Consider the following 25639-nt stretch of genomic DNA (forward strand, 5'->3'; position numbering starts at 1 on the left):
TCTCCGACAAGGGTTCGTCCAACGCTAGCTATGATGCGGCCCATGCCGCACATGCCACCTCCCGCGGGATCGTCCGGCGCCCTCGTCGGCTTCGCTCGACCCCAGCGATGCGAGGCCTCGTATCTGAAACTCGCCTGCATCCCAGCGACTTCATCCTTCCGATGTTCGTCACCACCGAATCCGAGGCCATAGAAATCACCTCGATGCCCGGCGTGATGCGCCACTCCATGGATACACTCCTCAAAGCCATTGATGATGCCGCGTCGGTGGGCGTTCGCTGCATCGACCTGTTTGGCGTCCCCGCAGACGACACCAAAGACGCCCTAGGCAGCCAGGCCTGGGCCGAGGATGGCATCCTTAACCGTGCGATCGCAGCAGTGCGCCAGCGTTTCGGCGACGACGTCATCGTCATGACGGACACCTGCCTGGACGAATTCACCGACCACGGGCACTGCGGCGTACTAACCCAGGATCGATGGGGCCGCAGCGTCGTCGACAACGACGCCACCCTAGACCTCTACGTGAACATGGCACTGGCTCAAGCGCACGCCGGTGCCCACATGGTTAGCCCCTCAGGCATGATGGACGGCCAAATCGACGCCATCAGGGAAGGCCTAGACGATCATGGCCACACCGATGTTGCGATCATGGCCTACTCGGCGAAATACGCCTCCGCCTTCTTCGGTCCCTTCCGCGACGCCGTCGGCTCCAGCCTCCAAGGTGACCGCCGCACCTACCAGCAGGACCCCGGCAATGCCCGCGAATCCCTACTGGAAGTCGAACTCGACGTCGCCGAAGGTGCGGACATCGTCATGGTCAAACCGGCATTGCCCTACCTAGATGTTCTGCGCACCGTAGCCGACACCTCCCCAGTCCCCGTTGCCGCATACCAAGTATCGGGGGAGTACGCCATGATCAAAGCCGCCTCCAATAACGGCTGGGTCGACGGTGACGCCGTAATGATGGAAGCACTCACATCCATCAAACGCGCCGGTGCCGACATGATCCTCACCTACGCCGCAGTAGACGCCGCCCGCGAACTTCGCCGCCAGGCAGGTCTGTGATGAAACTCCTGGTTCGCCTCTGGTGGACGCTGATCGTAGTGGAACTGGCCCACCAAGTGGTCTTCGGCTGGATCCAGATATCCAACCCCCAACTCTTCGACGAAGTATTCTCCGCTGTCGGCGCCGATGGGCCCGCAGGTGAAGAAGGCGCAGCCCAAGTAGAAGCCATGCGCCCGCTGCTCATGTGGAGCTCCGTCGCCTTTGCAGGATTCATCAAATTCGCCATGACCTGCTCCGGCCTCGTCGCTGCATACGTCTACCAACGCAGACCAGAATCCATCGCGGCGTCACGAATCCTGATGGTATGGTCCGTGTTCCTTGGCAGCCGCATCCTCAGCGCCTTCTTCCCCCTCGCAGTCGACATTCCCACACCGCTGCTCATCGCCAACGGCTGGGCAAACATCCTCACCGGCGTACTCGCATGCATGTCCGCCTACATCGTGTTCAAAGACCGCAGCCCCGAAAAGAACAAAAACAATAACTCAAACTAAAGGTTGACATAGCTCTCAAGCTTTAGGGGGCACTCGCTTTCACCAAGGTTTGATGTGCTGGCACAATGGCGCCTATGTTGCCGACACCGCAAGCGCCCCTCCTCCAAGCCGCAGCGGGCCTAACACCCGAACGCACACCCGTCTGGTTCATGCGACAAGCAGGCCGCAGCCTTCCCGAATACAAACAAGCTCGCGAAGGCATACCCATGCTGGACTCCTGCTTCATGCCGGAGCTACTGGCGGAAATCACCATGCAACCCGTCCGCCGACACGACGTCGACGCCGCCATCCTCTTCTCCGACATCGTCGTCCCCTTAAAAGCCGCAGGCATCGACGTCGACATCGTCCCGGGCCGCGGACCCGTCATGGCCGCCCCCATCCGCACCCGCGCAGACATCGACGCCCTCCCCATCCTCGACACGAACGTCGAAGAAGTCGCCCAGGGCATCGCCCTCATCAACGAAGAACTCACACCAACCCAAGCCCTCATCGGCTTCGTCGGAGCACCCTTCACCCTCGCCAGCTACCTCATCGAAGGCGGCCCCAGCAAAAACCACGAACGCACCAAAGCTCTCATGCACGACAGCCCCGACGACTGGCACGCCCTCATGGAACGCCTCGTCCCCACCATCACCACCTTCCTGCGGACCCAACTCGACGCCGGCATCGACGCCATGCAACTCTTCGACTCCTGGGTCGGTTTCCTCCCACAAGCCGACTACCGCACCCACGTCTTGCCCTACTCCCAACGCATCCTCGCCAGCGTCCGCGACGCAGGCTACTCCATCCCCCGCATCCACTTCGGCGTCGGCACAGGCGAACTCCTCGGCGCCATGGCCGAAGCAGGTCCTGACGTCGTGGGCGTCGACTGGCGCATCCCCCTCGACGTCGCAGCCTCCCGCATCACCGCGGCGTCACAACCCAAAGTCCTCCAAGGCAACCTCGACCCCGCCCTCCTCTTCGCCAGCGAAGACGCGCTGCGCACACACATCAACCGCATCAAAGACGAAGCCGCCCGCGCCATCGCCGCAGGCAACGCCACCGGACACATCTTCAACCTCGGCCACGGGGTCCTGCCCACCACCGACGCCGACGCCATCACCCGCGCCGTTGAAATCATTCATGAGGAAAGATAGAACCCCATGGAGCAACACACCCAAGCACCCGTCGTAGGCATCATCGGCGCAGGCCTCGCAGGGCTTGTCGCAGCCTACGAAACCCACAAGCTACTCCCACAGGCCACCATTAAAATCTATGAGGCCGAAGACCGCATCGGCGGCAAACTCCGCACCGTCGCCTTCGAACACGGCCCCGTCGACATGGGCGCCGAAGCCTACCTCGCAAAAGCGCAACACGCCACAGACTTCTTCACCGAACTAGGGCTAGCCGACCGCCTACGCGAACCCAGCGGCATGCCCTCCATGCTCTACCTGCCCGACGGCAACGGCGAACTTAAACCCCTGCCCCGCGGCACCCTCATGGGTATTCCCGCAGCAGCCGAGAGCGTCGCCCACCTCGTCGACGAAGCCACCGCCCGCCGCATCGACGGAGACCACCCCGTCACCTGGCAAGCACCCACAGGCCTCACCCAAGCAGACGCATCCGTGGCCGACCTCGTCCGCGAAGTCCACGGAGACCAAGTCCTCCAACGCATCGTCGAACCACTGCTCGGCGGAGTCTACGCATCAAGCCCAGAACTCATCGGCGTCCGCGCAGCACTCCCACGCCTCGCAGAACAATTCGACGCCATGGTTGCCGCAGGCCAAACACCCCGCCTGACCAGCGCAGTAAAAACAGTCCTCACAAATAACCAATCCACCTACGTCGCCGACACCGATCAACCCGGTGCACCCAAAAAGCCAGTCTTCTCCACCTTTGTCGGCGGCTACGCCGACCTCTACGAAACCCTCGCCGAACAGTCCGGCGCCGAAATCTACAGCGACGCCTTCATCAGCGACATCAACCCCGCACAAAACGCACAGCAGGGTAGTGGTCAATGGACCATCCGCGGCCAAGGCATCAACGACACCGTCGACGCCCTCATCCTCGCCGTACCCGCACCCACCGCAGCAGCCCTCTGCTCCCGCAGCGGGGTAGAGGCCCTCCACCAAGCCGCCACCCACCTGCGCACCATCCCCGTGGCATCCTCCACCGTCGTCGGCCTGCGCCTGCCCGAAGGCGGACTTCCCGACTACTCCGGAATCCTCGTCTCCCGCGCCGACAACCCCACAGTGCAAGCCAAAGCCTTCACCTTCTCCTCCAAAAAATGGCCCCACATCGGGTCTCGCCCCGGAGACCTCGTCCGCGTGTCCTACGGACGCCTCGACAACACCAACCCGCTCGCCGCGCTCACCGACATCGCCCGCGCCGACGAAGACACCCTCGTCGACGCCGCCCTCGACGACCTCCACGCAGTGTGCGGCCTCGACGCACGCACCGCCGGAGTCGAGGAAATTTTCGTCCAACGCTGGTACGGCGGCCTACCTTGCTACCAAGTAGGACACGCCGAACGCATCGCCACCATCGACACATCTCTACAGCCCCTGGGCACCATCGCCCTCACAGGAGCCTGGAAACACGGCGTCGGCGTGCCCGCCATCATCGAAGACGCACAACACGCCGCCCACCACACCACCCGCGCACTCACAAAATCCTGACACTCACAGCTTCCTAACAGGTAGGAGAAGTACACTTGAACGCCATGCACACCCGATCTCGAGAACTGCTCGACAAAGCTCGCCAACTCACCCCCGGCGGAGTCAACTCACCCGTACGAGCATTCAACTCCGTCGGCGGACAAGCACGCTTCATCGCCTCCGCACAAGGATCCAAACTCTACGACGTCGACGGCAACACATACATCGACCTCTTCTGCTCTTGGGGCCCCATGCTCATGGGCAACGCACACCCCGCCATCGTCGAAGCCGTCCAACAAGCCGCCACCCGCGGCCTCTCCTACGGCGCCCCCACCGAAGCAGAAATTCTTCTCGCAGAAGAAATCGTGAGCCGCACCGCCGCCGAAGAAGTTCGCCTCGTCAACTCCGGCACCGAAGCAACCATGTCCGCCGTCCGCCTCGCCCGCGGATACACCGGCCGCAACAAAATCCTCAAATTCGAAGGCTGCTACCACGGCCACGTCGACTCCCTCCTCGTCTCCGCAGGCTCCGGAGTCCTCGACTACTCCGAACCCAACTCCCCAGGCGTCACCCCAGGCACCGCCGCCGACACCATCGTCGTCCCCTACAACGACATCGACGCCGTCCGCGCAGCATTCAACGAACACGGCGATACCATCGCCTGCATCATCGCAGAAGCCGCCGCAGGCAACATGGGCACCGTCGCACCCCTGCCCGGATTCAACCAACAACTCAAAGACATCGCCCACGCCCACGGAGCCCTCCTCATCCTCGACGAAGTCATGACCGGCTTCCGCACCTCCTTCCAAGGCTGGTACGGCATCGACGGCGTCGCCGCAGACCTCATCACCTTCGGCAAAGTCGTCTCCGGAGGCCTCCCCGCCGCCGCGTTCGGCGGCCGCCGCGACATCATGGAACACCTAGCCCCCCAAGGCCCCGTCTACCAGGCCGGCACCCTCGCCGGAAACCCCGTCGCTGTCGCCGCAGGACTTACCAGCCTCCAACTCGCAGATGACAGCGTCTACGACACCGTCAACGCCAACGCCGACCGACTCCACAACCTCGTCACCCAAGCCCTCAGCAAAGAAGGCGTCGCCCACCACATCCAACGCGCCTCCAACATGCTCAGCGTCCGATTCGCCGAAGGCCAAGGCAACAACTACGCCGACATGGCCGCCGCCGAAACCTACCGCTTCGCCCCCTTCTTCCACGCACTGTTGGATAATGGGGTCTTCGTTTCCCCCAGCGTCTTCGAAACCTGGTTCGTCTCCACCGCACTCAGCGACGACGACTTCGAACAGATCGAACGCGCATTCGTCCCAGCGGCACAAGCCGCAGCAGCAGCCACACCCAGCAAGTAAAAAACCAACAACACACCCGAAACAAGAGGAACACATGACCCACACACTGGTCCACTTGGTTCGCCACGGCGAAGTACACAACCCAGAAAAAATCCTCTACGGCCGCATCCCCGGCTACCACCTCAGCGCCCGCGGCCACACCCAAGCCGCAACAACCGCGCGCGCATTCACCACACACGACGTCATCCACCTCGCAGCATCCCCACTGCAGCGCGCACAAGAAACCGCCCAGCCCTTCACCGAAATCACCGGGCTACCCATCACCACCGACGAGGACCTCATCGAAGCAGGCAACCAACTCGAAGGCCTCAAAATCAAAGGCATCAACAGCGCCCTGTGGAACCCCACCTACTGGCCCCTACTCAAAGACCCCACCGAACCCAGCTGGGGCGAACCCTACAGTGACATCCTCGAACGCATGTGGCGCGCCATTCTCAACGCACGCGACGCCGCCGAAGGCCACGAAGCAATCCTCATCAGCCACCAACTACCCATCGTCTGCGTCCAACGATTCGCCCAAGGCCTCCCACTAGCCCACAACCCCGCCAGCCGCCAATGCAACCTCGCAAGCGTCACCAGCCTCGGCTTCGAAGACAACATCCTCACCGACATCTACTACACCGAACCCGCCCAAGAGCTATAACCATGCCCGCACGCACCCAACCACGCCGCACAGCACGCCTCGTCCTCGCAGCAACCACAATCATCGCCACCACCCTCAGCCTCACCGCCTGCAGCAACGACGACACCACCAACAAACAAAACACCACCTTCAGCTTCTATGCCCCCGGCGGACAAACCCTCATCCAATACCCACAAGATGAGCGAAAACCCCTCAACAACTTCAGCGGCGAATCCCTCATGCACCCCGGCGAAACAATCAGCCTCGACGACTATGACGGAAAAGTCCTCGTCCTCAACGCCTGGGGCCAATGGTGCGGACCCTGCCGCACAGAAGTAGACGACCTAGAAACCGTCCAAGAAAACATCGCAAACAAAGGCGGCGCCGTCCTCGGCATCAACGTCCGCGACTACTCACCCGAAGTCGCACGAGACTTCCTTAAAGACGCCGGCGTCACCTACGACAGCATCTACGACCCGCCCTTCAAAACCGCAGCAGCCCTCGGCGGCGTCCCCGCCTCCGTCATCCCCACAACCATCATCCTCGACAAACAACACCGCCCCGCAGCCGTCTTCCTCCGCGAAATCAACGCCGACGAAGTACTCAACATCGTCGAACCCCTACTAGAGGAACAACAGTGACAGAACTCGTCACCGACGGCCCACTCATCCTCGGATTCTTCGCCGCCGCCCTCGCAGGCCTCATCAGCTTCGCCTCCCCCTGCGTCGTACCCCTCGTCCCCGGCTACATGTCCTACCTCGCCAGCATCGTCGGCGGCAGCGTAAACATCGTCGATGGACGCGCCGTCATAAACAAAAAAACACACGTCGCCGCAGCCGCACTCCTCTTCGTCCTCGGCTTCACCACCATATTCCTCCTCGCCACCGTCTCCATCTTCGGCGCCATCAACACCATCACCCTTAACGCCACCTTGCTACAAAAAATTGGCGGCATCATCACCATCCTCATGGGACTCACCTTCATGGGCGCACTCCCATGGCTGCAAAACACCACCCGCATCGCCCCCAAAAAACTCAGCACCTGGCTCGGCGCACCCCTCCTCGGCGCCATCTTCGCCCTCGGCTGGACCCCCTGCCTAGGGCCTACCCTCGCATCCATCATCTCCATCTCCGTAGGAACCCAAGGCGCCACCGCAGCCCGCGGCGCACTCATGGTCATCGGCTACTGCCTCGGCCTCGGCCTACCCTTCATACTCTTCGCCATCTTCTCCACCCACGCCCTCAACTGGGTCAACTGGCTCGGAACCCACACCCGCACAATCCAACTCATCGGCGGCATCGCCCTCGTCCTCGTCGGATGTGCACTACTCACCGGCCTGTGGGATCATGTTGTGGGATTCTTCCGCCAGCTCAGCATGAACCCCGCACTATAAAAACCACATGCACAAACGCTGCGAAAAACACATCGTGCACAGCCACCACGCACCAGCCGTGCACAACACAACCGGAGTGAAAGAACAACAGTGAAGAAATACCCTCAGCTTGCCTGGCGCTGGCTCACCAGCATGCGCACAGCACTCGTCCTCCTCTTCCTCCTCGCCATCGCAGCCATCCCCGGAGCACTCCTCCCACAACGCTCCCTCAACGAAAGCAAAGTTGCAGAATACATCGCCAACGGCGGAAAAACTGCCGAAATCTACGACAAACTGCAACTCTTCGACGTATTCTCCTCCACCTGGTTTACAGCCATCTACATCCTCCTATTCATCTCCCTCATCGGCTGCATCATCCCCCGAACCATCGACCACTACCGCGCCAGCCGCAACGCACCCGTCCGCGCACCCCTACGGATGCAACGCCTCCCACACCGCGCCTTCGGAACCCCCACACACCCTGGCACCCCAGAAGAAATCCTCGACCACGCACAACAACAACTCAAAGGCTGGCGTACTGCCCGCTACACCGGCGAACAAGACCGCGCAGGCCACCCCAGCCTCTCCGCAGAACGGGGATACAGCCGCGAAATTTGCAACCTCATCTTCCACCTAGGCCTCGTCGGCATGCTCGCAAGCATCGGCCTCGGAAAAATGTACTACTACGAAGGCCAAGCCATCGTCGTCACCAACACAGGAGTCAGCGCCAACGGCGCCCCCAACCCAACCGAAAACTCCGAATTCTGCAACACCGCGCTCGCCAACTACGACAGCGTCCGCGCCGGAGCCCTCTTCAAAAACTCCGACCTCACCCCTTTCTGTATCGACGTCCACGACTTCCACGCCGACTACCTACCCAACGGCCAAGCAGAAATGTTTAACTCGAACATTTCCTACGCTGATGGCGAGAACATCTTCGCCCCCAAAGACCAGTGGAAAAACTACGACCTCCGCGTCAACCACCCACTACGCCTCGATGGAGACCGCATCTACCTCCAAGGCCACGGCTTCGCCCCACGCTTCACCATCACTTGGCCCAACGGCGAAACCCGCACCCAAATGATCCAATTCGCCCCCGAAGACGCCACCTATTTCCTCTCCTCCGGCGTCCTCCGCTTCGACCCGCCCTCCGGCATGTACCCCACAGACTACGAACGCCGACAAAACCAACTCGCCATCCAAGGTCTGTTCGCACCCACCGCCCAATTCAGCGGCGAAAACAACGCACTCCTATCCTCCTCCTACCCCGAACAAAAAGACCCCGCCGTCGCCATCGACATCTACCGCGGCGACAACGGGCTCGACACCGGACGAGGCCAAAACATCTTCACCCTCGACCCACAACAACTCCACAACGGCTCCCTCCAAAAAATCGAACGTGTCAACCTCATGCTCGGCGACAGCGTCACCCTCGACGACGGCACCAAAGTCACCTTCGACGGCGCCAACGAATTCATCAACCTCCAAGTCAGCCACGACCCCTTCCAACAATGGGTCCTCATCTCTACCATCACCACACTCGCAGGTCTCGTCGGCTCGCTAGCCATCAAACGGCGCCGCATCTGGATCCGCGTCAGCGACGACGGCATCGAAATGGGCGGACTTTCCCGCACCGACCGCGCAGGCTGGGGCAGCGAATTTGACAGACTCGCCCGACAACTCGTCAACCTAGAACCCACCCACACCCAGCAAGAACCCCAGACTCAGCACGAACCCAAGAATTGAGTAAGGTAACAGACTATGCCGGTGAACCAAGACCTCGCGTTACTGTCTGACTACGCATTCCGATCAGCCTTCCTGATCTACGCACTCGCCCTCATCCTCTCCATCGCCGCCTACGTCGCAGCCGGAGGAACAAAACCCACGAGCGCACGCACCGCAGACAAACTCAGCAACATGACCCAATCCCTCGTGTGGCTCGGCATCATCATCCACGCAGGATCCGTCATCCTCCGCGGCGTCGCCACCCAACGAGTCCCCTGGGGCAACCTCTACGAATACATCTCCGTCACCGCAGTCCTCGCAATGACCGTCGCCGCAGTCGTACTCCACCGCCGCGAACTGCGCATACTCTGGACCTGGGTCCTCGTCCCCATCCTCATCCTCCTCTTCTACGGCGGCACCAAACTCTACGTCAACGCAGGCCCTGTCGTACCCGCACTCCGCTCCTTCTGGCTACCCATCCACGTCTCCACCGTCTCCATCGGCGCAGGCTTCGGACTCATCTCCAGCCTCGCATCCATCCTCTACCTCCTGCGCTCCCGCAACCCACAAGGCTGGCTCGGACGCCTCGTCAACCCACTACCCGACGCCGAAAAACTCGACCGCCTCGCATACCGCGCCGGCATCATCTGCGTCCCCGTCTTCGGCCTCGGCGTAGCCCTCGGCGCCATCTGGGCAGAATCCTCCTGGGGACGATTCTGGAACTGGGACCCCAAAGAAACCATGAGCTTCGTCACCTGGGTCCTCTACGCCGCATACCTCCACGCCCGCGCAACCGCCGGCTGGCGCAAAGCAGCAAGCTGGATCAACGTCGCAGCATTCACCGCCATGGTCTTCAACCTCTTCTTCATCAACCTCGTAGCCAACAGCCTCCACTCCTACGCAGGCCTCAACTAAACACCCCCAACACAACCCAGCACGACCAATGAGCCTCGTCGGAAAACTCACCACACTCACCCTCGCCGTAACCCTCACCCTCGCCACCCTCACCACCGGCACACTCACACACGCCCAAACCAACCCCACCAGCGCACACTGCGGCGAAAAACTACTACTCCTCGTCCGAGGCTCCTCCGAAGAACCACAAGGCCCACAACCCAACCAACTCACCTACCAACAACAACGCGACGACCTCTTCGCCAACAGCCCCACCATCACCACCAACCCCACCAACGACCTCACAACCCTCACCGGCGGAGGCCTCCTCGCCCGCAGCCTCAACACCCCAGGCGCACACACAAGCCTCAACGGAGCAAAAGTAGCCACCCTCGTCTACCCAGCACACCGCATCGAATACAAAGGTGGCATCCTCCCTACCCTTGACAACTTCCACACCTCCGCATCCATCGGCCAGCAACAACTCACCCAAACACTCCACACCATCTACAACCCCTGCCCAACAAACCCACCACAACTCATCCTCGCCGGCTACAGCCAAGGCGCCGACGTCATCAACCTCACCCAAGCCGCCGCCGTCCAAAACAACAACACCCACAACATCGACAACGTCACCAAATACATACTCATCGCCGACCCCTCCCGCCGCCCCCAAGGCCCAGAAAACACAAACGCCCACATCCAGATGGCCGCCACCAACACCATCGGCGGCATCAGCCGCGCCGTCACCGACAGCATCGGCTACCAACTCGTCCTCCCCACCCTCGACAACTACCGCAACAACGCCGGCAACCGAATCAGCAGCTACTGCATGCCCGGCGACCTCGTCTGCGACACACGCACCACCGAAGGCTCCCGCGGCACCAGCCTCCACACCAGCTACGACGTCACCACAGCCCGCTGCAACGCAACCACCTACACCAACTACATGGACTGCGCCTGGGCCGACGCCACAACCACCTGGAACACACCCACACACCCCAACCCCCACGACGTCACCACCCCCGCAGACCAACAAACACCCCCAGCCACCGTCCACCTACAAAACGGCTGGGTTGAACTCAGCATCTCCCGCTTCCTCCGCAACGAACACGAAGCCCAAACCGTCACCCTCCACGGCTACGCAAACGGCATCGAAGTCCTACGCAGCCAACGCAGCATCCGCGGAGGTGGCAGCGGCTCCGTCGCCCTCTACATCACCCAAATCGCCCCCATCCCCAACCTCGACCTCACCATCGAACTCGACGGCCACACCATCGCCCAACTCCCCGCCACCTTCACACCCACCGCACCCAACAAAAACGCCACCATCTACATCCAAAGCGAAAACGAAGACGTCACCCAAGCCGGCCCACCCCTCATCGCCCAAATCGCCGACTGGGAAATCCCCCTCGAACAACGCATGGGCCTCATCTACACCATGTTCGGCAACGAAGGCGTCCGCTGGGCCCGCTGGTGGATCAGCTTCATCTACGAATACGACCTAGACCCCGACCACAACCAACAACTCCAACAATTCATCGACGCCCAAAACCTCCCCGGGCACGACCCAGCAGCCACCGTCGCCAACCCCATTCTCGACCGCATCGTCAATGGCCTCATGGACGAGCACCGGCGACTCCGCATCTATGACATCGACCTACTGACCTTCCTCAGCATCGCTACCGCCGTCGTCTAAAGCCCCCTGATCAGCATCATTCCTATCACCAATGACGCCGCGTTGCTCACGCTCAGCACGCCTGCGCGCCTGCTCCTCCTCGCGCTTCCGAGCGTCTTCCTCCGCCCGCCGCTGCTTAAAACGATCCCTCTCCAAACGCCACAAAAACTCCTCATCATCATCCGGCCCCTTCATCACCGGACGAGCAGCACCCCGACGATTCCCCCGACCCACCCCAACAAACCCATTACCCCCATTAGAACCCAACCCCAAAGCCCGATGAATATACGGCCCATACGCCTTCCACAACAACACAACCGCAGCAACAAACAACAAAAGAAGAAGTAGGCGTCCCATAACCGACATCATAGAACTAAACTGGTCCACCGTGGATAAAAAAACCAACCCCCAAGCCGCACCAAACCCCCACCCCGAACCCCACCTGGACACCAACCTGCGCAACAGGGCCCGACGCGACGTCATCCTCTACGGGCTTGCCCGCCTCGGCCTGTTCATCATCCTCACCATCATCATCCAAGCCATCGCCATGGCCGCAAGCGCCCCCATCCCCCTCATCATGTCCTCCCTCCTTGCGCTGCTGGTCGCCTTCCCCCTCTCCATGCTCATCTTCCGCGGCCTACGTAACCGCGTCACAGAAGAAGTCGCCGCATGGGACGCCAACCGCAAAGCCCACAAACAATGGATCCACAGCGAACTCGAAGGACGCTAAAACAACCCCACAACCGCTATGACAATCCCAACGTCACAGCAGTCACCACACTCCACACCAACATCGCCCTACCCGTCGACCCCAACACCGGAATCAACGCAGCACCCAACGCTCCTTCACGCACCGGGCCCGACGCCACCCACAACAACGGTACCGCCAACAAACCAGCAACACACCACACCGACGACACCATCAACACAAGCGACGCGACCACTGGCACACACACCAACACCAACCACACACGCCGCGTCCACACATCCCCTAAACGCACCGCCAACGTGATCTTCCCCGCCTCCGAATCCGAAGGAATATCACGCAAATTATTCACCAAATTCACCGCAGAACTCATCGCCCCCACCGACACAGCACACAACACCCCCTGCCAAGACACCACCCCAGCCTGCGTAAACTGTGTCCCCAACACCGCCACTAAACCAAAAAACACAAACACCGACACTTCCCCCAACCCCCGATACCCATACGGATTCTTACCCCCCGTATAAAACCACGCCGCCACAATGCACAATGCCCCCACAACAACCAACCACCACGCACTCAACAACGACAACACAACCCCAGCCACGCCAGCCACACCAAACGCAGCAAACGCGGCACGCTTCACGGACCCCGGGCTCGCCGCACCCGACGCCGTCAACCTCAGCGGCCCCGTGCGATCATCATCCGTACCCCGAACCCCATCCGAATAATCATTGGCAAAATTCACCCCCACAATCAACGCCCACGCCACCACAGCAGCAAGCAACGCACGTAGCAACTGGTCCCCCCAGCCTGACGCCGCGGAGCCCCACGCGCCCACAACCTCCTGCCGCCCCGACACATCAACCCCATACAGTGACGCGGTAGCCGCCCCACTACCAGCAACGACAGGAGCAAAAGCATTCGCCCAGGTATGCGGCCGCGCACCCTGGAACCATTGTTGAGCAGAAGCCATCCCACCACAATAAAACCAAAAAACCCACCCACCAAAACAACCCCACACGCCACCCCAACAACCCGCAAAATACAAACAAAACAAAACACATATAAAGTTGCACATAGCCAAAACCACACCCAACCCACTCACACCAACCAACACGACACCAGGAGGAACAACACCCCGTGTGGATCACCTACCTCGCCCGCCAAATCGCCGGCGCAGCATGGACCTTCGCACGCTGCCTCACCCTCGCCACCCGCAACCGCCACGACACACACCCCATCCCCACACTCACCCCGCACACACCAGTCGCCATCAGCCTCACCACCCACGGCCGACGCCTCCACAAAGTCCACTACACCATCGAATCCCTCGCACACTCCGGCGTACCCATCGTCCTCTGGCTCGACAAAAAAGACTACGACGCCCCACGCCCCACACCACTAAAAAGACTCGCACAACGCGGCCTCGACATCCGATGCTCCGACGGCGCATACGGACCCCACACCAAATACTGGGGCACGTTCCGGCACGTCCAAGGCACCAACACATCCATCATCACCGTCGACGACGACATGCTCTACCCAACCTGGTTCCTCCCACGCCTCCTCGAACGCGCCGCACACACAAACAACAACAGCAACCCCCGCGACGTCATCACCGCCTACCGAGCCCACCGAATCAACACCCACAACGGCACCCTCCAACCCTACGTACGCTGGACCGCCGTCAACACCACCACACCATCAATCCTCAACTTCGCCACCGGCGTCTCCGGCGTCCACTACCCACCAACCTTCATCAACTACGTCGTCAACCAAGGCGCCCAATTCATGCAACTCAGCCCCCACGCCGACGACGTATGGCTCCACCGATGCGCGCTACGCAGCAACCACACCATCCAACAAGTCGACCCCACCCCACACCACTTCAACATCATCCCCACAACCCAACTCGGCGCCCTCGTACTACACAACACCTTCGGCGGCGGCAACGACGCACAAATCGCACAAGTCTACGAACCCCAAGACATCGCACGGCTCGTCGCCGAAGACCAACGCAGCACCCAAAACACGCACTAAAAACACCCCAACGCAACCCCGCCACCGGGACTACGACTCCATAAACAAACGCACAATCGCCTGGCGATCCGGCTTACCCGGCCCCGTCACCGGCACCGAACCCACACGAAGCAAACGCTTGGGCAACTGCCAACGCGGCACATCATCCAACGCCTCAACAACCTCACCCGGCGACAGCGTCCCCGAATACACCGCACAAATCGCCTGCCCCAAACGCTCATCCGGCACACCCACAACCACCGCGGCGTCAACACCCGGAACCGCCATCAACGCATGCTCCAACACCTCCGGATGCAACTTCAACCCACCCGAATCAATAACCGTATCCACCCGGCCCGTCACCCTCAACACCCCATCCTCAATAACCCCAGTATCCGACGTGACAAACCAACCATCCGGACGAAACGCCCCCAACGCCGACGCCGGCAACGCAGGAGCACCCTCAAACGTCCGATAACCCCGAGCAACCATCGGGCCCGACACCGCAACACGCTCACCCGCCAACGCCATCCGGGCCCCCGGCAACGGCCGCCCATCATAAATAATCCCCCCGGACGTTTCCGAACTACCGTAAGTCCGCACCACATTGATCCCCAACCGCTCACACGACACCCTCGTGTTCTCATCCAGGGGCGCCCCACCAATCAAAATGGCATCAAACAACCGCAACGCCTCAATGCCCTCCAAAGACTCCAACGCCTTACGCAACTGAAGTGGCACCAACGCCGTATACCGGCGAAATGCGCCTGCCTCCGCATCCAGCTTCCGCGCAGCCCTCGCGAACACGGACACATCAAAACCCTTCGACACGTCGATAGAGATCGGCACAGTTCCAGCCACAAGGCTGCGCACAAGCACCTGAATCCCCGCAATATGATGCGCCGGCAACGCCAACAACCACACCCCAGGCCCCCCAAGGGCCTCATGCGTCGCGTCAGCGCTCGACACCAGATTCGTAGGGCTCAACAGCGCGCCCTTCGGCACACCCGTCGACCCGGACGTCGCAACCACCAAAGCAACGTCCTCGTCGATCGGCTTGCCTACACCCAATGCCTCATGAGGATGAGAACCCAGCGGCACCGGCGTAAACGTAGAAAACCCTGCCAGCGCCTGCTCAAGATCATCCAGAATCAACTCTGGAGACTGAGGAGACACCGGCAGGGTGAAAAGCAAACGTCCCATTCACATAAAGCTAGCCCACAAGGCCCTCGCCAAAGGTGATTGACGGACCTGGGGTTGCTGGGCGGCTACCCGAAGGCTGCCTGGTGGCAGCTGAGCGGCTGCCTGGTGGCGAACCCCGGGCTGGCCGTGAAACCTGGGTCTAGTTGCTGGGCTTTGCGATGACCGCCAGATGCGTCGGGATGCTCGGGCGGAGCCAGTTGATGATGCGTGTCATGTTCTACTCCTTACTCGGATCGGTCGACGGCCTTGCGTTAGCAAGTGGTTCTCGTGCGCCCTGGGAAGTCATATCGACGGGGCGGGAAACGCTTGGTGTCCGGCTATCGTGGGTAAAAATTAATAGTTGGTTTTTACCTATTATTTATTGATGTGAGACTCCACACTAATGCATACCTACGGGGTGCGCAAGGATATTTCTTAAAAAATTTCAAAAAAGTTAGAAAATCGCAGGTGGCGGGCATTGAAAAAATTGTGGTGGTGGGTGTGTCGGGCATGTTTAGGGAGCGGGGAGTCGTCACCGACCGCCACCGCAGCACAAGCCGCATCCTCCGAAATAGATGCCCCCAGTTGTCGACGTAGGACTCGTAGGGGAGGTCTTTCCTGTAGCCAGGAGGCGTGTCGAATTGCTCCATGGTCAGCGGGTTTTCCGCTGTGGACTGCCGCATGCTCGGCGGCATGTAGTGCTGGTAGTGGCCCGCGTAAGCGCTGTTGCCGTCCGCAGGGTCCGCGGCGTCATCAGTGTGACCGCGGTGTTGATGGCTGCTGTGCTGTTGGGTTTGGGTGTGCTTGTGCCACCACTGGTCCGTGTTGATCTTGTTGACGGTCTCCCGGGGTGACACCCCGCCGTTGTTGCGGGCCCAAGGTGGGGTGCTGTCGGGGTCGAGCAGACCGCTGGCCTGGGCTTCGCGGTAGTGCTTGGCGGCTTTTGATTGGTCGGCGAGGGTGCCTCCGTTGGTGATGAAGCGTCCGCGGCGTCGGGAGTCGTCGTTGTTGGCGTGATGGTGGTGGCAGAGCGGCACGAGGTTGCTAATTGGTGGATTGGTGTAAACCCTTGTGAGGGTGAGTCGGTCGGCGCCACGGCCACCGCCTCGGGGTGTAAACATGCAGGTGGGAAACGTGATTTAAGGCGTTGAATGGGCGCCGTTGGGGTCTAGGTAGGGGCGGGCGCCTCTATGCTTGTCTCATGCAAGTGTTCTTTTCTTGGCTCACGTCTCAAAGTGGTGTGTCGTTGTTGGTTGCCCTCGTTGCCCTTGTCGGTGTCCTTGTCACGACGTGGTGGAACAACAAAGCGGCCGACCAACGGCGCAAGGACGACCAAGCGGCCGAGAACGCTAGGCGTAAGGCCGACGACGACCGACGTGAACGGGAACGGTTGGAACAACTGCAACGTGAAGATTGGGCACGGCAACGCAAGGCGGTGGCCGAGTGCATCGGCGCGATTTTCACCGCGGCGCAAGGCGTGCGCGACGCGATTATTCAGCTGCAACGGGATAAACCAATGGTGCCCTTGGACAAGGTGTTAGTCGAAAAGGCAATGGCCCTTGGCCGGTTCTATCGTGAGGCCGCGGCGCACCTTAACCAATGTGACCTTGAGGTTACCCAACCGCACGTTAGGGAACAGATAGCCAAGGTGTGGGCCTGTATCGAACACGACCAAAAGGAACTAGACGGCAACGGTGAAGTTCGCTCAAGCGATATATGGCTTGCTACGGCCAAGGACTTGCAACCACTTAGCGAACAGACACTAAAGGGATTGAGGGAGCTAACAATTGTGGCGCGGTTGTCGTTGCTTGAGTATCCCGAGCACATGGCCAAGCAACCCGTCGTACCCCTTGACGACAACGGCAACTAGACAAACACCACCGCCCCGACGCTCACACCTTGAGCGTCGGGGCGGTGGTGGTTTCCCAAGTGGCTAGGGGTCTAGCTAGTGGCCAACTCTAGTAGTCAAAATCGGCCAAGCCGGGTGTGTCGTTGTCGCGGCGGCCACGGTTATCGACGGTGACCACACCGCCGCCGTGGTGCCGGGCGGCCATGCGTGCCCCGATAGCGTCAAGGGTGTCGTGTGAGTCCACTGCTGTTACCGGGCGCACCTCGTCTAAGCGCCACCGCCGCCACTGTTGCCTTCGATGTTGCTGTTCTGCTGTTTTTCTTCTTCCAGGGCCTTCTTAACGCCATCGTCGGAGGGCTATGGCGCCGCTTCGAACAGTTGCTTGCCGAGGGAGCACCATTGGTTGGCGTCTGCCTATTCCACGTTGAAGGTTTCGATGATGAAGTTCACGAGCCGTTTGCCGTGCTTGCAGTGCGCTTTTTGCTTGCTGAGGAGGTGGGCGATGATGCCACCGAAGGATGCTTGGCGGTGGAATAGTTCCATGATTTGTTGGACGTCGGATACCTCGATGGTGTCGATGAGTGCGTGAAGCTTATGCGTGAAGTGTTGCTTGTGGAATCAGCGCAACCACTGTGCCCCCTGGCGAAAACCTAGTGTCAAAAAACTTACCGATTGGGTTGGCTGTTTGTGTTCGATTTTAGTGGTGCGTGTTCGATTTGACAAGGGTTATTGAAGAAATTTTGCTAGATTTTTCACTGTTTAGTGCCGATCTTTAGGCTTTCGGTGGGTGCCGACCCCTTAAATGTTCGATTTATACAATTGAACACTCCGTATTTGTATGGAAAATCCTATCGATCTTTTTGAAGAGAATCTAACCTTCGGGGTGCTGGAGGCTCCGGTGGGTTGTTGCGAGCGAGGGGGCATTACAGAAAGGGGAGCCTTTTAATAGTTGCTATTGACGCGCATAGTTTTTCTGACTAGGATCACCTCAAAACATCAAACTAAAGAATGATTACTTATGGGTAAAAAGAAGAAAATTACGACGAGGTCTCTGATGACTTGCGTAGTGTTGGGTGCTGCATCAGCAGTCTTTGTTTGGCTAGCTATCGCCCTCAACACACTGCTGGTCGGCTCGGCACCGTGGTTGGCATACCCAGCTCCTACACCGATGTTCTGGGGCACGATTGCCGCGGTGTTGCTGATTCGTCGCGACGGTATGGCAACGCTCACGGGGTTTATCGCCGCATTGATTGGTTTCGGTGCTACGGCGTTGGCCGCTGGTTTGTTCGTGGAACTGACTTTCTTCTTGGGTCGGCGACTGCTGATTGTGAAAGACCGCGCAATCTTTAATTCTTCAACCTTGACTTGGGCCATGTGCGCCGGTGGTTCAGCTGGTTTATGTATTGGGCTTACGATCCTCATGATGAGCGCGGCCCGCGATGCTCTTCCTTTTCACCTTATTGTCTTAGGCATCGTCGTTAAGATCGTCCTGGGGGTGCTGTACGGCGCGATTAGTCACTTCATTGCCAGGAAGATTTTCGAAGCCGGCGTGAACCCTCAAGGTCTGCGCGTCAGTGCTCTGTTAGACCCCGCACGGGGTTAGGGCGCTGATGGAGCAGGCAGTGCTGTCCGTTAAAGACCTCAGCGTTGGCTACCGCGAGGGTGATCCAGTTGTGCAGAGCATGAACCTTGAGCTGGCCCCCGGTTCTTACACTGTGCTTTCGGGAGCATCAGGTTGCGGAAAAACCACGCTTCTTTATGCCCTGTGTGGACTTTTAACCTCTAGCTTTGAGGGTTGGCAACAAGGGGACATATTCGTTGATGGTATTGATCCGCAGCAGTCTGCAGAGGGGGAGCTCGCGTGTCACATCGCGTGCGTGTGGCAGCAACCTGACGCTCAAATGTGTGCCCGAACTTTGTTCCATGAGCCGGGTTTACCTCGTGATTATCAGTGCAAAGAGATGTCGCAGACTGATGCTCTTACGGAGGAGTTGCTCGAATGGGTGGGCCTGTCGCACCTGAATTCGGGCAGTGATCCTTTGCAACTTTCCGGTGGGGAGCAGCAGCGGCTCGCGTTGGCCGCGGCCTTAGCGCAGGGGGCCAAGGTGCTTGTTTTGGATGAGCCGGCCGCAGCGTTGGACCAGCAGGCTCTGGAGCAATTTTTGCAGGCCTTGAGTCGTATACGCGACCGTACGGGGGTGACGGTTTTGGCCGTTGATCATCGTCCAGAAAAGCATCGCGGCCTTGCTGAGAGGTTTATCCTCTTGGATCAAGAAGGCACGATTGTTTATGACGGTGATTACGAAGAGGTCCTAGATGCCGGTGGTGATCTTCTTCGTCGGCATGACGTCCGTGCTTCCTCTGGGGGCTCAATCTCGGGTGTGATTAATAACGTCGCGGATAGTTCGGCGTCGCCGGTGGTGGCGGCGGCCATTGCTGATGGCTCTGAAGTGGTCAACGCGAAGGGGGTTTTCTACCAGTCGAGCGATGGGGAGATGCTTCTTGCTCCGACTGACCTTTGTGTGAGGCGGGGTGATGTTGTTGCTTTGATTGGACGTAACGGCAGCGGTAAGAGCACTTTGCTTCGATGTCTTGTTGGAATGCTTACCTGTGGGGGTGTGATCGTGCCTGGCAAGAAGGATCGAGTTGAGTCAGGAATCGGGTGGGTGGCGCAACGTTCATCATCGGTTCAGCTTTATGGCAGCGTTGAAGCTACGTTAGTCGCAGCGATATCGCGTGGGCGTTCTGAGAGTACCGCGGAGTTGAGTGAGCAAGAGCGCAACGCAGTACTCGAGATAGCCAAAGAATTCCGACTGCAGGATTTGCTCCATCGTCATCCGATGCGTTTGTCCGGCGGCCAGCGACAGCGTCTGAATATTGGGGCTGCACTCTTGTCTCAGCCGGTGCTATTGCTGCTTGATGAGCCAACGAGCGCGCAGGATGCATCGGGCATCGCAAGCGTTGTGCGTGCGTTGCATGAAGGCAGGGGCTCAAGGGGGACTATCGTCGTCAGCCACGACCGTGAGTTTTTGCACCAGCTTCATCCCACCCAAACCATCGAACTGAAGCTGCAGGAGGGCAGTGGTTTGAGTGAATCGCAAGCAAAAAAATCTTCGGGCAGAGAAAAAGATTGCCTACCTCTTGTGCATTCACTGGTGCTGTTGCTTGTAGCTATTGCAGTGTGGATTGCAGCTGCTCGGCGAACTAGCCTACAGGAGCTTGCGCTGCTCGCTGTAGTTCTTTTTGTGTTTGGGCTGCTGGGATCAATACGGCGGCAGGGGATCGCTAAGTTCCTGCTGCGTTGTGTGCTCATAGCTGCTTTTTGCATCTTGAGCTGGGTGGGCTTCTTGCCTTGGGTGAGTGATGTACAAGCTCAACCGTGGCTGAATCAGCAAAGAATGGTTGGGGCGTTGTTGCCGGCGGTGCAGCTGTCAACGTTGGTTCTAGCGAGCGTAGCGGTACTACCGCTGGTTAGGGGACCGGAGTTGGTGGACACATTGATTGGAATGTTGAAGGTTCCTTATCGCTTTGTGGACATTGCACTGTTCGGTAATCGTTTCATGGCGCGCATTAGACGAGATATGAGTTTTGTGCAGCATCAATATCGATTAACTACCCGGAATGCAAAGCGAAGAATAGGTCTGTTGAGGCTTGTTCCTGTGGTAACCGTAGCGTCATTGCGGGACAGTGAGCAGCTTGCAGATGCGCTTGATAGCAGGGGATTCGGGGCTAGTTCGACAAGAACTCTGCGGCATTACCGTCCGCTCACAGCGTTGGATATTGCGGCTGGATTGGGATTCTTCGCCTTTCTACTGTTCCTCCCATCTATTGCGGAGTTTTTCTGGAGGCTGTTGTGATGGGCATTGTGCAAGCCGTGATGACGGGGCAGGGTCCTGGATTGTTCCGGAGTAGACAGCGATCAGCGTTCGTTTGCTGATTACTGACAACTGCTGAATTGAACTATTAAACGCGACCTAATAATTTCCTAAGGAGATAAACATGATGAGTGACCGAACCGTGCCAAGTGCACCGATCGGAAATCAGGCCGTCCAGAAGAAAGAACCCCTGTCGTCTGGAGCTCCCGAAAACGTTATGCCTGTGCAGAAGCAGGACATAGCCGAGCTGATTTCGTTGATTCGAGGAGAATCTGCTGATGATCACAGTGAACTGTCAGCACCGGATGCGCCAGGCCGCTATTACGGGAATCACAAATTCTTAGCGATCAAGGTGGAGCGAATTGAACAGCGAACTCCTGCTCTTACGCGGATTTGGTTCCGCCCAGAGCCCAGCAGTTTTGACGGTCAATGGCATACTCCGAACATTGCGATGCGCCTGGAAATACCAGTCACCCCTGAAGAATATGTCGGTGTTGAAGGGGCCCCGCCCACGGCGTCGCGTGCGTACACGGTTGCGGAGTACGACAACACCAGTGGGACGATCGCCATTGATTTTGTTGTCCACGGGACAACTTCACCGGTAATGCAGTGGATGCAATCCGTGGAGTCCGGTGACGTTATCTACAGTTGGGAACCCGGACAGCATCGTGTTCCACAAAACGCCGGTCGGGTGTTGTTTGCGGCTGACTCCACTGCGCTGCCTGCCGCGCTGTCGATCATCCGCGATCGCAGCACGTTTGAGTCAGCTGTCTTGTTTGCAGCCGCTTCTGATGAGGAGCTCGCTCTGGCAAAGGATTTGCTGGCGGATATTGAGGTGCATGTTGTGGGGGTAGAACCCGGTGAACTCGCCGCAGCGGTCACGTGTTTTAGTGGTGAGTGCGATTGGCTGTGGGCTTGCGGGGAAAGTGGGGAGATGCGGCCAATTCGTAAATTCGGGCGAGAAACCCTGGGCTTAGACAGGGCCCGCGTGCAGGTGTTTGGTTATTGGAAGCGCAATCAGAGCCACACGCTTTCAGACTTGAGTCGTTTGCAACGTGTGCGTCAAGCGATGATCAACGGTGAGGATTTGGAGGCGGTCGAAGCGCAGCTGGAAGAAGAGTTGTGAAAAAGCGCCTAGCCGGGCTGTTTGAGCTCAGGCTAGGCGCGGGGGTGCTCTAGGCGCGGGTCGGAAGGTGCGTTAGGCTTCGGTGCCGAACACATCCAAGCCGGTGTATTGGAAAATCGTCGCCTTAGTAATCCATAGGATTCCCGCGATGATTGCTGCGATGATGATCGCAAAGCACAGGTAGGCCGCAGCTTTCGCGATGGGGGAGGCGTCGGCGCCGTGCATGATAGTGCCGTCTTCGCTGACCTGCCCGGGGCCGGCGGCCAGGCGAATTCCAAGCGCAAAAAGTGCGGGTAGGCCTGCGCCCAGGACTAGCCCAGCGAGAAGAACTTCACCTAGGTCTGCGATCATGGTGCCAAAGCTCATTTATCGGCCCTCTTTCCTCTGCTGGTCTGCCATGGGTGTTGACGTCGCGGGGGTTGCGGCGGCTGCGTCATCACGGGGATCGTAGGCGGCTTGGGTGCTGTCGGCGTCGCTGGCACCAGTCATCGGGTTGTCGATGACCTCGACTATTGCCAGGGGGTCTTCTGCCGGGTCGAAAGCAGCGGCAGCGGCGTCGGCTGCATTGTCGGGGGTTGGTGCTGCGGCAGGTTGTGCGGCAGTGTGGGCGCCTGCGCGCGCAGCGGTCGCGGCGTCATCACTGTTTTCGTCCCATTCGTCATTGACGTTGGAGCTATTAACGGGGGCCTTCAGGGAGTGGCTGAAAATGTAGCCGGCGAGGGCGACGAGCACGGCGAATGCTGCGATGACACCCCAGAGGTCACCCATGCCCAGGCCGATCAAGTGAGCGAGCCACCAGGTTGCAGCGCCGACGGCAGCTGCGGCGGGAAGGGTGATGAGCCACGCTAGGGCCATGCGGCCGGCGACCCCCCAGCGGACTTCGGCACCCTTGCGGCCGAGGCCGGTGCCCATGATGGAGCCGGTGGCGACGTGTGTGGTGGACAGCGCCATTCCGAAATGGGAGGAGGTAAGGATGATGGCTGCGGAGGAGGTTTCGGCGGCCATGCCTTGGGGGGAGTCGATCTCGACGAGTCCTTTGCCCAGGGTGCGGATGACGCGCCAGCCACCCATGTAGGTGCCGAGGGCGATGCAGATTGCGCAGGCGGCCTTCACCCAGAAGGGGATCGGGTCGTCCTGGTGGAGGTTGCCGGTGGCGACAAGGGCGAGGAAGATAACGCCCATTGTTTTCTGCGCGTCGTTGGTGCCGTGCGCCAGCGAGACCAGGGATGCGGAACCGATTTGTCCGAAGCGGAAGTAGTTGTTTTTCTGGCCTTCTGGAACTGAGTTGGTGAGCCTGTAGACCAGCCAGGTGCCGACCATGGCGACGATACCGGCAACGACGGGTGCTGCGAGTGCGGGGATGATGACCTTGGCGGCGACGCCGTGCCAGACGACGCCTCCCATGCCGAGGGAGGCGAGCGCTGCGCCGATCATGCCACCGAACAAGGCATGCGACGAGGACGAAGGGATGCCGAACAGCCAGGTGAGGAGGTTCCACACGATGCCGCCGATGAGGCCTGCGAAGACTACGAGGAGTAGTTGGTGGGCCTGGTCGGGATTCATGAGGTCGAATTTGTCGAGGTCGACGACGCCTTTGGCGACGGTGGTGGCGACTTCGACGGATAGGAATGCGCCCACGAGGTTGAGCGAGGCAGAGATGCCCACCGCCACTTTGGGTTTGAGTGCGCCTGTGGCGATGGATGTTGCCATCGCGTTGCCTGTGTCGTGGAAGCCATTGGTGTAGTCAAAGGCTAGCGCTGTGGCCACCACGATAAGGAGGATGATCAGTTCGGTCACGGTTGTAGTATGCCCGAGTGTGGGGGGTGGTGAAAACCAGGATTCGGTACCGGGGCGAGCCTAAAACGGGTCTAAACCGACCCTTTTTACCCCCAATGTTGGGTGTGATGCTGCATTGGGAGGTGGCCGATCATGGGTGACCCCCACGGATTTTCAAGGATGGCCCGGGGTCGCGGGGGTGGCGTAGGAGTATTAACCCTGATGTTCGGACATGCGGCAGGAAACCTCTTCACCCGAGCGGCACCAACAAAGTGTGACGTATTGCACCCGCTTGGCCTTCTGCAGGTAGCGCTAGTAGTAGTACGGGAATTCCGACCAGTCAGGGTCGCGCTTCTCCAGGAAGGAATCGCGACCTTCGACGGCTTCGTCGGTCATGTAGGCAAGGCGGGTGGCCTCGCCGGCGAACACCTGCTGTCCCATCAAGCCATCATCGGTGAGGTTGAAGGCGAACTTCAGCATGCGCTGCGCTGTGGGGGACTTGCCGAGGATCTCCTTGGCAGCCTGGATCGCCTCGTTTTCCAGATCGGCATGATCGGCCACAATATTGACCGCACCCATGCGCTGCATGGTCTCCGCATCATAGGTGCGCCCCAGGAAGAAGATCTCGCGGGCAAATTTCTGACCCACCATCTTTGCCAGGTATGCGGAACCATAGCCGGCGTCGAAACTTCCGACATCCGCATCAGTCTGCTTAAAGCGCGCGTGCTCGCGGGATGCGATCGTCATGTCGCACACCACGTGCAGGGAGTGCCCGCCGCCGGCAGCCCAACCACCAACTACGGCGATGACCACCTTCGGCATGGTGCGGATCAGACGCTGTACCTCAAGGATGTGCAGGCGGCCGCCTTCGGCCTTCTCGCGCGCGACGTCAACAGTGTCGGCAGTGTCGCCGTCGGCGTAGCGGTAGCCGCTGCGGCCTCGGATGCGTTGGTCGCCGCCGGAGCAGAAGGCCCAGCCGCCGTCCTTCGGTGAGGGGCCGTTGCCGGTCAGCAAAACGCAGCCGACGTCGGGTGTGCGGCGTGCGTGGTCGAGGGTGCGGTAGAGCTCGTCGACGGTGTGGGGGCGGAAGGCGTTGCGCACTTCGGGGCGGTCGAAGGCGATGCGGACGATGCCGGCGTCTGTGTACCGGTGGTAGGTGATGTCGGTGAGGTCGTCGAAGCCGTCGACTGTGGTCCATTGGGTGGGGTCGAAGGGGTTGCTGCTGCTCATGGATATTCAGCCTACCGCCGTCGTTGGGTT

26 protein-coding genes are annotated in these 25639 nt (G+C 59.7%); 18 read left to right on the forward strand and 8 right to left on the reverse strand.

Annotated features, from left to right (window positions below; translation table 11 throughout):
- Nucleotides 1–107: 107 nt before the first annotated feature.
- From hemB to CARG_RS00970, 11 genes are all read left to right on the forward strand, one after another.
- A complete protein-coding gene (gene hemB, locus CARG_RS00920; RefSeq protein WP_052331931.1) occupies nt 108–1064 on the forward strand; it encodes a porphobilinogen synthase in 957 nt (318 codons plus the stop codon).
- The gene (locus CARG_RS00925) at nt 1064–1555 is read left to right on the forward strand and encodes a hypothetical protein (RefSeq protein ID WP_020975508.1); all 492 of its coding nucleotides are present in this window, start codon (nt 1064–1066) and stop codon (nt 1553–1555) included. Before hemB ends, CARG_RS00925 begins: the two co-directional genes overlap by 1 nt.
- 74 nt (nt 1556–1629) lie before the next feature.
- Nucleotides 1630–2691 (forward strand): uroporphyrinogen decarboxylase, encoded by a 1062-nt coding sequence (gene hemE / locus CARG_RS00930; RefSeq protein WP_020975509.1) that lies wholly within the window; start codon nt 1630–1632, stop codon nt 2689–2691.
- A gap of 6 nt (nt 2692–2697) precedes the next feature.
- On the forward strand, nt 2698–4212 hold the full coding sequence (gene hemG / locus CARG_RS00935; protein WP_020975510.1) for a protoporphyrinogen oxidase: 1515 nt from the start codon (nt 2698–2700) through the stop codon (nt 4210–4212).
- Between the two features lie 44 nt (nt 4213–4256).
- Nucleotides 4257–5552 (forward strand): glutamate-1-semialdehyde 2,1-aminomutase, encoded by a 1296-nt coding sequence (gene hemL / locus CARG_RS00940; protein ID WP_020975511.1) that lies wholly within the window; start codon nt 4257–4259, stop codon nt 5550–5552.
- Nucleotides 5553–5586: 34 nt separating this feature from the next.
- Nucleotides 5587–6195 (forward strand): histidine phosphatase family protein, encoded by a 609-nt coding sequence (locus CARG_RS00945; protein ID WP_020975512.1) that lies wholly within the window; start codon nt 5587–5589, stop codon nt 6193–6195.
- 2 nt (nt 6196–6197) lie between these two features.
- Nucleotides 6198–6815 (forward strand): TlpA family protein disulfide reductase, encoded by a 618-nt coding sequence (locus CARG_RS00950; RefSeq protein WP_020975513.1) that lies wholly within the window; start codon nt 6198–6200, stop codon nt 6813–6815.
- On the forward strand, nt 6812–7567 hold the full coding sequence (locus CARG_RS00955; RefSeq protein ID WP_020975514.1) for a cytochrome c biogenesis CcdA family protein: 756 nt from the start codon (nt 6812–6814) through the stop codon (nt 7565–7567). The genes CARG_RS00950 and CARG_RS00955 overlap by 4 nt, the downstream gene beginning before the upstream one ends.
- Before the next feature lie 132 nt (nt 7568–7699).
- Nucleotides 7700–9292 (forward strand): cytochrome c biogenesis protein ResB, encoded by a 1593-nt coding sequence (locus CARG_RS00960; protein WP_052331932.1) that lies wholly within the window; start codon nt 7700–7702, stop codon nt 9290–9292.
- A gap of 15 nt (nt 9293–9307) precedes the next feature.
- Nucleotides 9308–10186 (forward strand): c-type cytochrome biogenesis protein CcsB, encoded by an 879-nt coding sequence (gene ccsB, locus CARG_RS00965; RefSeq protein ID WP_020975516.1) that lies wholly within the window; start codon nt 9308–9310, stop codon nt 10184–10186.
- A 28-nt stretch (nt 10187–10214) separates the two neighbouring features.
- Nucleotides 10215–11864, forward strand: coding sequence for a cutinase family protein (locus CARG_RS00970; protein ID WP_020975517.1), 1650 nt, complete (start codon nt 10215–10217; stop codon nt 11862–11864).
- On the opposite strand, the gene CARG_RS00975 is transcribed toward CARG_RS00970, so the two are convergent.
- A complete protein-coding gene (locus CARG_RS00975) occupies nt 11826–12200 on the reverse strand; it encodes a hypothetical protein (RefSeq protein ID WP_081761685.1) in 375 nt (124 codons plus the stop codon). The two genes, CARG_RS00970 and CARG_RS00975, sit on opposite strands and share 39 nt — an antisense overlap.
- Before the next feature lie 31 nt (nt 12201–12231).
- On the opposite strand from CARG_RS00975, the gene CARG_RS00980 reads away from it, so the two are divergent.
- Nucleotides 12232–12573: a DUF4229 domain-containing protein gene (locus CARG_RS00980; protein WP_020975519.1), complete on the forward strand. Its 342-nt coding sequence runs from the start codon at nt 12232–12234 to the stop codon at nt 12571–12573.
- 16 nt (nt 12574–12589) lie between these two features.
- On the opposite strand, the gene CARG_RS00985 is transcribed toward CARG_RS00980, so the two are convergent.
- Entirely contained in the window at nt 12590–13525 is a 936-nt protein-coding gene (locus tag CARG_RS00985; protein ID WP_020975520.1) for a 1,4-dihydroxy-2-naphthoate polyprenyltransferase, read from the reverse strand.
- Between the two features lie 167 nt (nt 13526–13692).
- Between CARG_RS00985 and CARG_RS00990 the strand changes: the two genes are divergently transcribed.
- Entirely contained in the window at nt 13693–14592 is a 900-nt protein-coding gene (locus CARG_RS00990; protein WP_020975521.1) for a hypothetical protein, read from the forward strand.
- Nucleotides 14593–14622: 30 nt separating this feature from the next.
- Here the strand turns inward: CARG_RS00990 and menE are convergent, their stop codons facing one another.
- Nucleotides 14623–15774 carry an o-succinylbenzoate--CoA ligase gene (gene menE, locus CARG_RS00995; RefSeq protein WP_020975522.1) on the reverse strand — a complete coding sequence of 384 codons (1152 nt, stop codon included), beginning with the start codon at nt 15772–15774 and terminating at the stop codon, nt 14623–14625.
- Nucleotides 15775–16121: 347 nt separating this feature from the next.
- The gene (locus CARG_RS01000) at nt 16122–16874 is read right to left on the reverse strand and encodes a hypothetical protein (RefSeq protein ID WP_144198442.1); all 753 of its coding nucleotides are present in this window, start codon (nt 16872–16874) and stop codon (nt 16122–16124) included.
- Between the two features lie 80 nt (nt 16875–16954).
- Here CARG_RS01000 and CARG_RS01005 point away from each other — a divergent pair, with 80 nt between their 5' ends.
- A complete protein-coding gene (locus CARG_RS01005) occupies nt 16955–17623 on the forward strand; it encodes a phage holin family protein (RefSeq protein ID WP_020975524.1) in 669 nt (222 codons plus the stop codon).
- Nucleotides 17624–17711: 88 nt separating this feature from the next.
- Here the strand turns inward: CARG_RS01005 and CARG_RS10570 are convergent, their stop codons facing one another.
- Nucleotides 17712–17846, reverse strand: a complete 135-nt coding sequence (locus CARG_RS10570) for a hypothetical protein (RefSeq protein ID WP_268869935.1) — start codon at nt 17844–17846, stop codon at nt 17712–17714.
- Between CARG_RS10570 and CARG_RS01010 the strand changes: the two genes are divergently transcribed.
- From CARG_RS01010 to CARG_RS01025, 4 genes are all read left to right on the forward strand, one after another.
- A complete protein-coding gene (locus tag CARG_RS01010) occupies nt 17837–18139 on the forward strand; it encodes a hypothetical protein (protein WP_020975526.1) in 303 nt (100 codons plus the stop codon). The two genes, CARG_RS10570 and CARG_RS01010, sit on opposite strands and share 10 nt — an antisense overlap.
- Nucleotides 18140–18620: 481 nt before the next feature.
- Nucleotides 18621–19205, forward strand: a complete 585-nt coding sequence (locus CARG_RS01015) for an ABC transporter permease (protein ID WP_144198444.1) — start codon at nt 18621–18623, stop codon at nt 19203–19205.
- Nucleotides 19206–19284: 79 nt separating this feature from the next.
- Nucleotides 19285–21459, forward strand: a complete 2175-nt coding sequence (locus CARG_RS01020; protein WP_236620166.1) for an ATP-binding cassette domain-containing protein — start codon at nt 19285–19287, stop codon at nt 21457–21459.
- Nucleotides 21460–21601: 142 nt separating this feature from the next.
- Nucleotides 21602–22603, forward strand: a complete 1002-nt coding sequence (locus CARG_RS01025; RefSeq protein WP_020975530.1) for a siderophore-interacting protein — start codon at nt 21602–21604, stop codon at nt 22601–22603.
- A 72-nt stretch (nt 22604–22675) separates the two neighbouring features.
- Here the strand turns inward: CARG_RS01025 and CARG_RS01030 are convergent, their stop codons facing one another.
- The 3 genes from CARG_RS01030 to CARG_RS01040 form a co-directional block, all read right to left on the reverse strand.
- Entirely contained in the window at nt 22676–22969 is a 294-nt protein-coding gene (locus tag CARG_RS01030; RefSeq protein WP_020975531.1) for a hypothetical protein, read from the reverse strand.
- Nucleotides 22970–24400 carry an inorganic phosphate transporter gene (locus CARG_RS01035; protein WP_020975532.1) on the reverse strand — a complete coding sequence of 477 codons (1431 nt, stop codon included), beginning with the start codon at nt 24398–24400 and terminating at the stop codon, nt 22970–22972.
- A 291-nt stretch (nt 24401–24691) separates the two neighbouring features.
- Nucleotides 24692–25609, reverse strand: coding sequence for a 1,4-dihydroxy-2-naphthoyl-CoA synthase (locus tag CARG_RS01040; protein WP_020975533.1), 918 nt, complete (start codon nt 25607–25609; stop codon nt 24692–24694).
- Nucleotides 25610–25639 lie beyond the last annotated feature (30 nt).

It is taken from the genome of Corynebacterium argentoratense DSM 44202 (genome assembly GCF_000590555.1).
In the GTDB taxonomy this organism is placed as follows: domain Bacteria; phylum Actinomycetota; class Actinomycetes; order Mycobacteriales; family Mycobacteriaceae; genus Corynebacterium; species Corynebacterium argentoratense.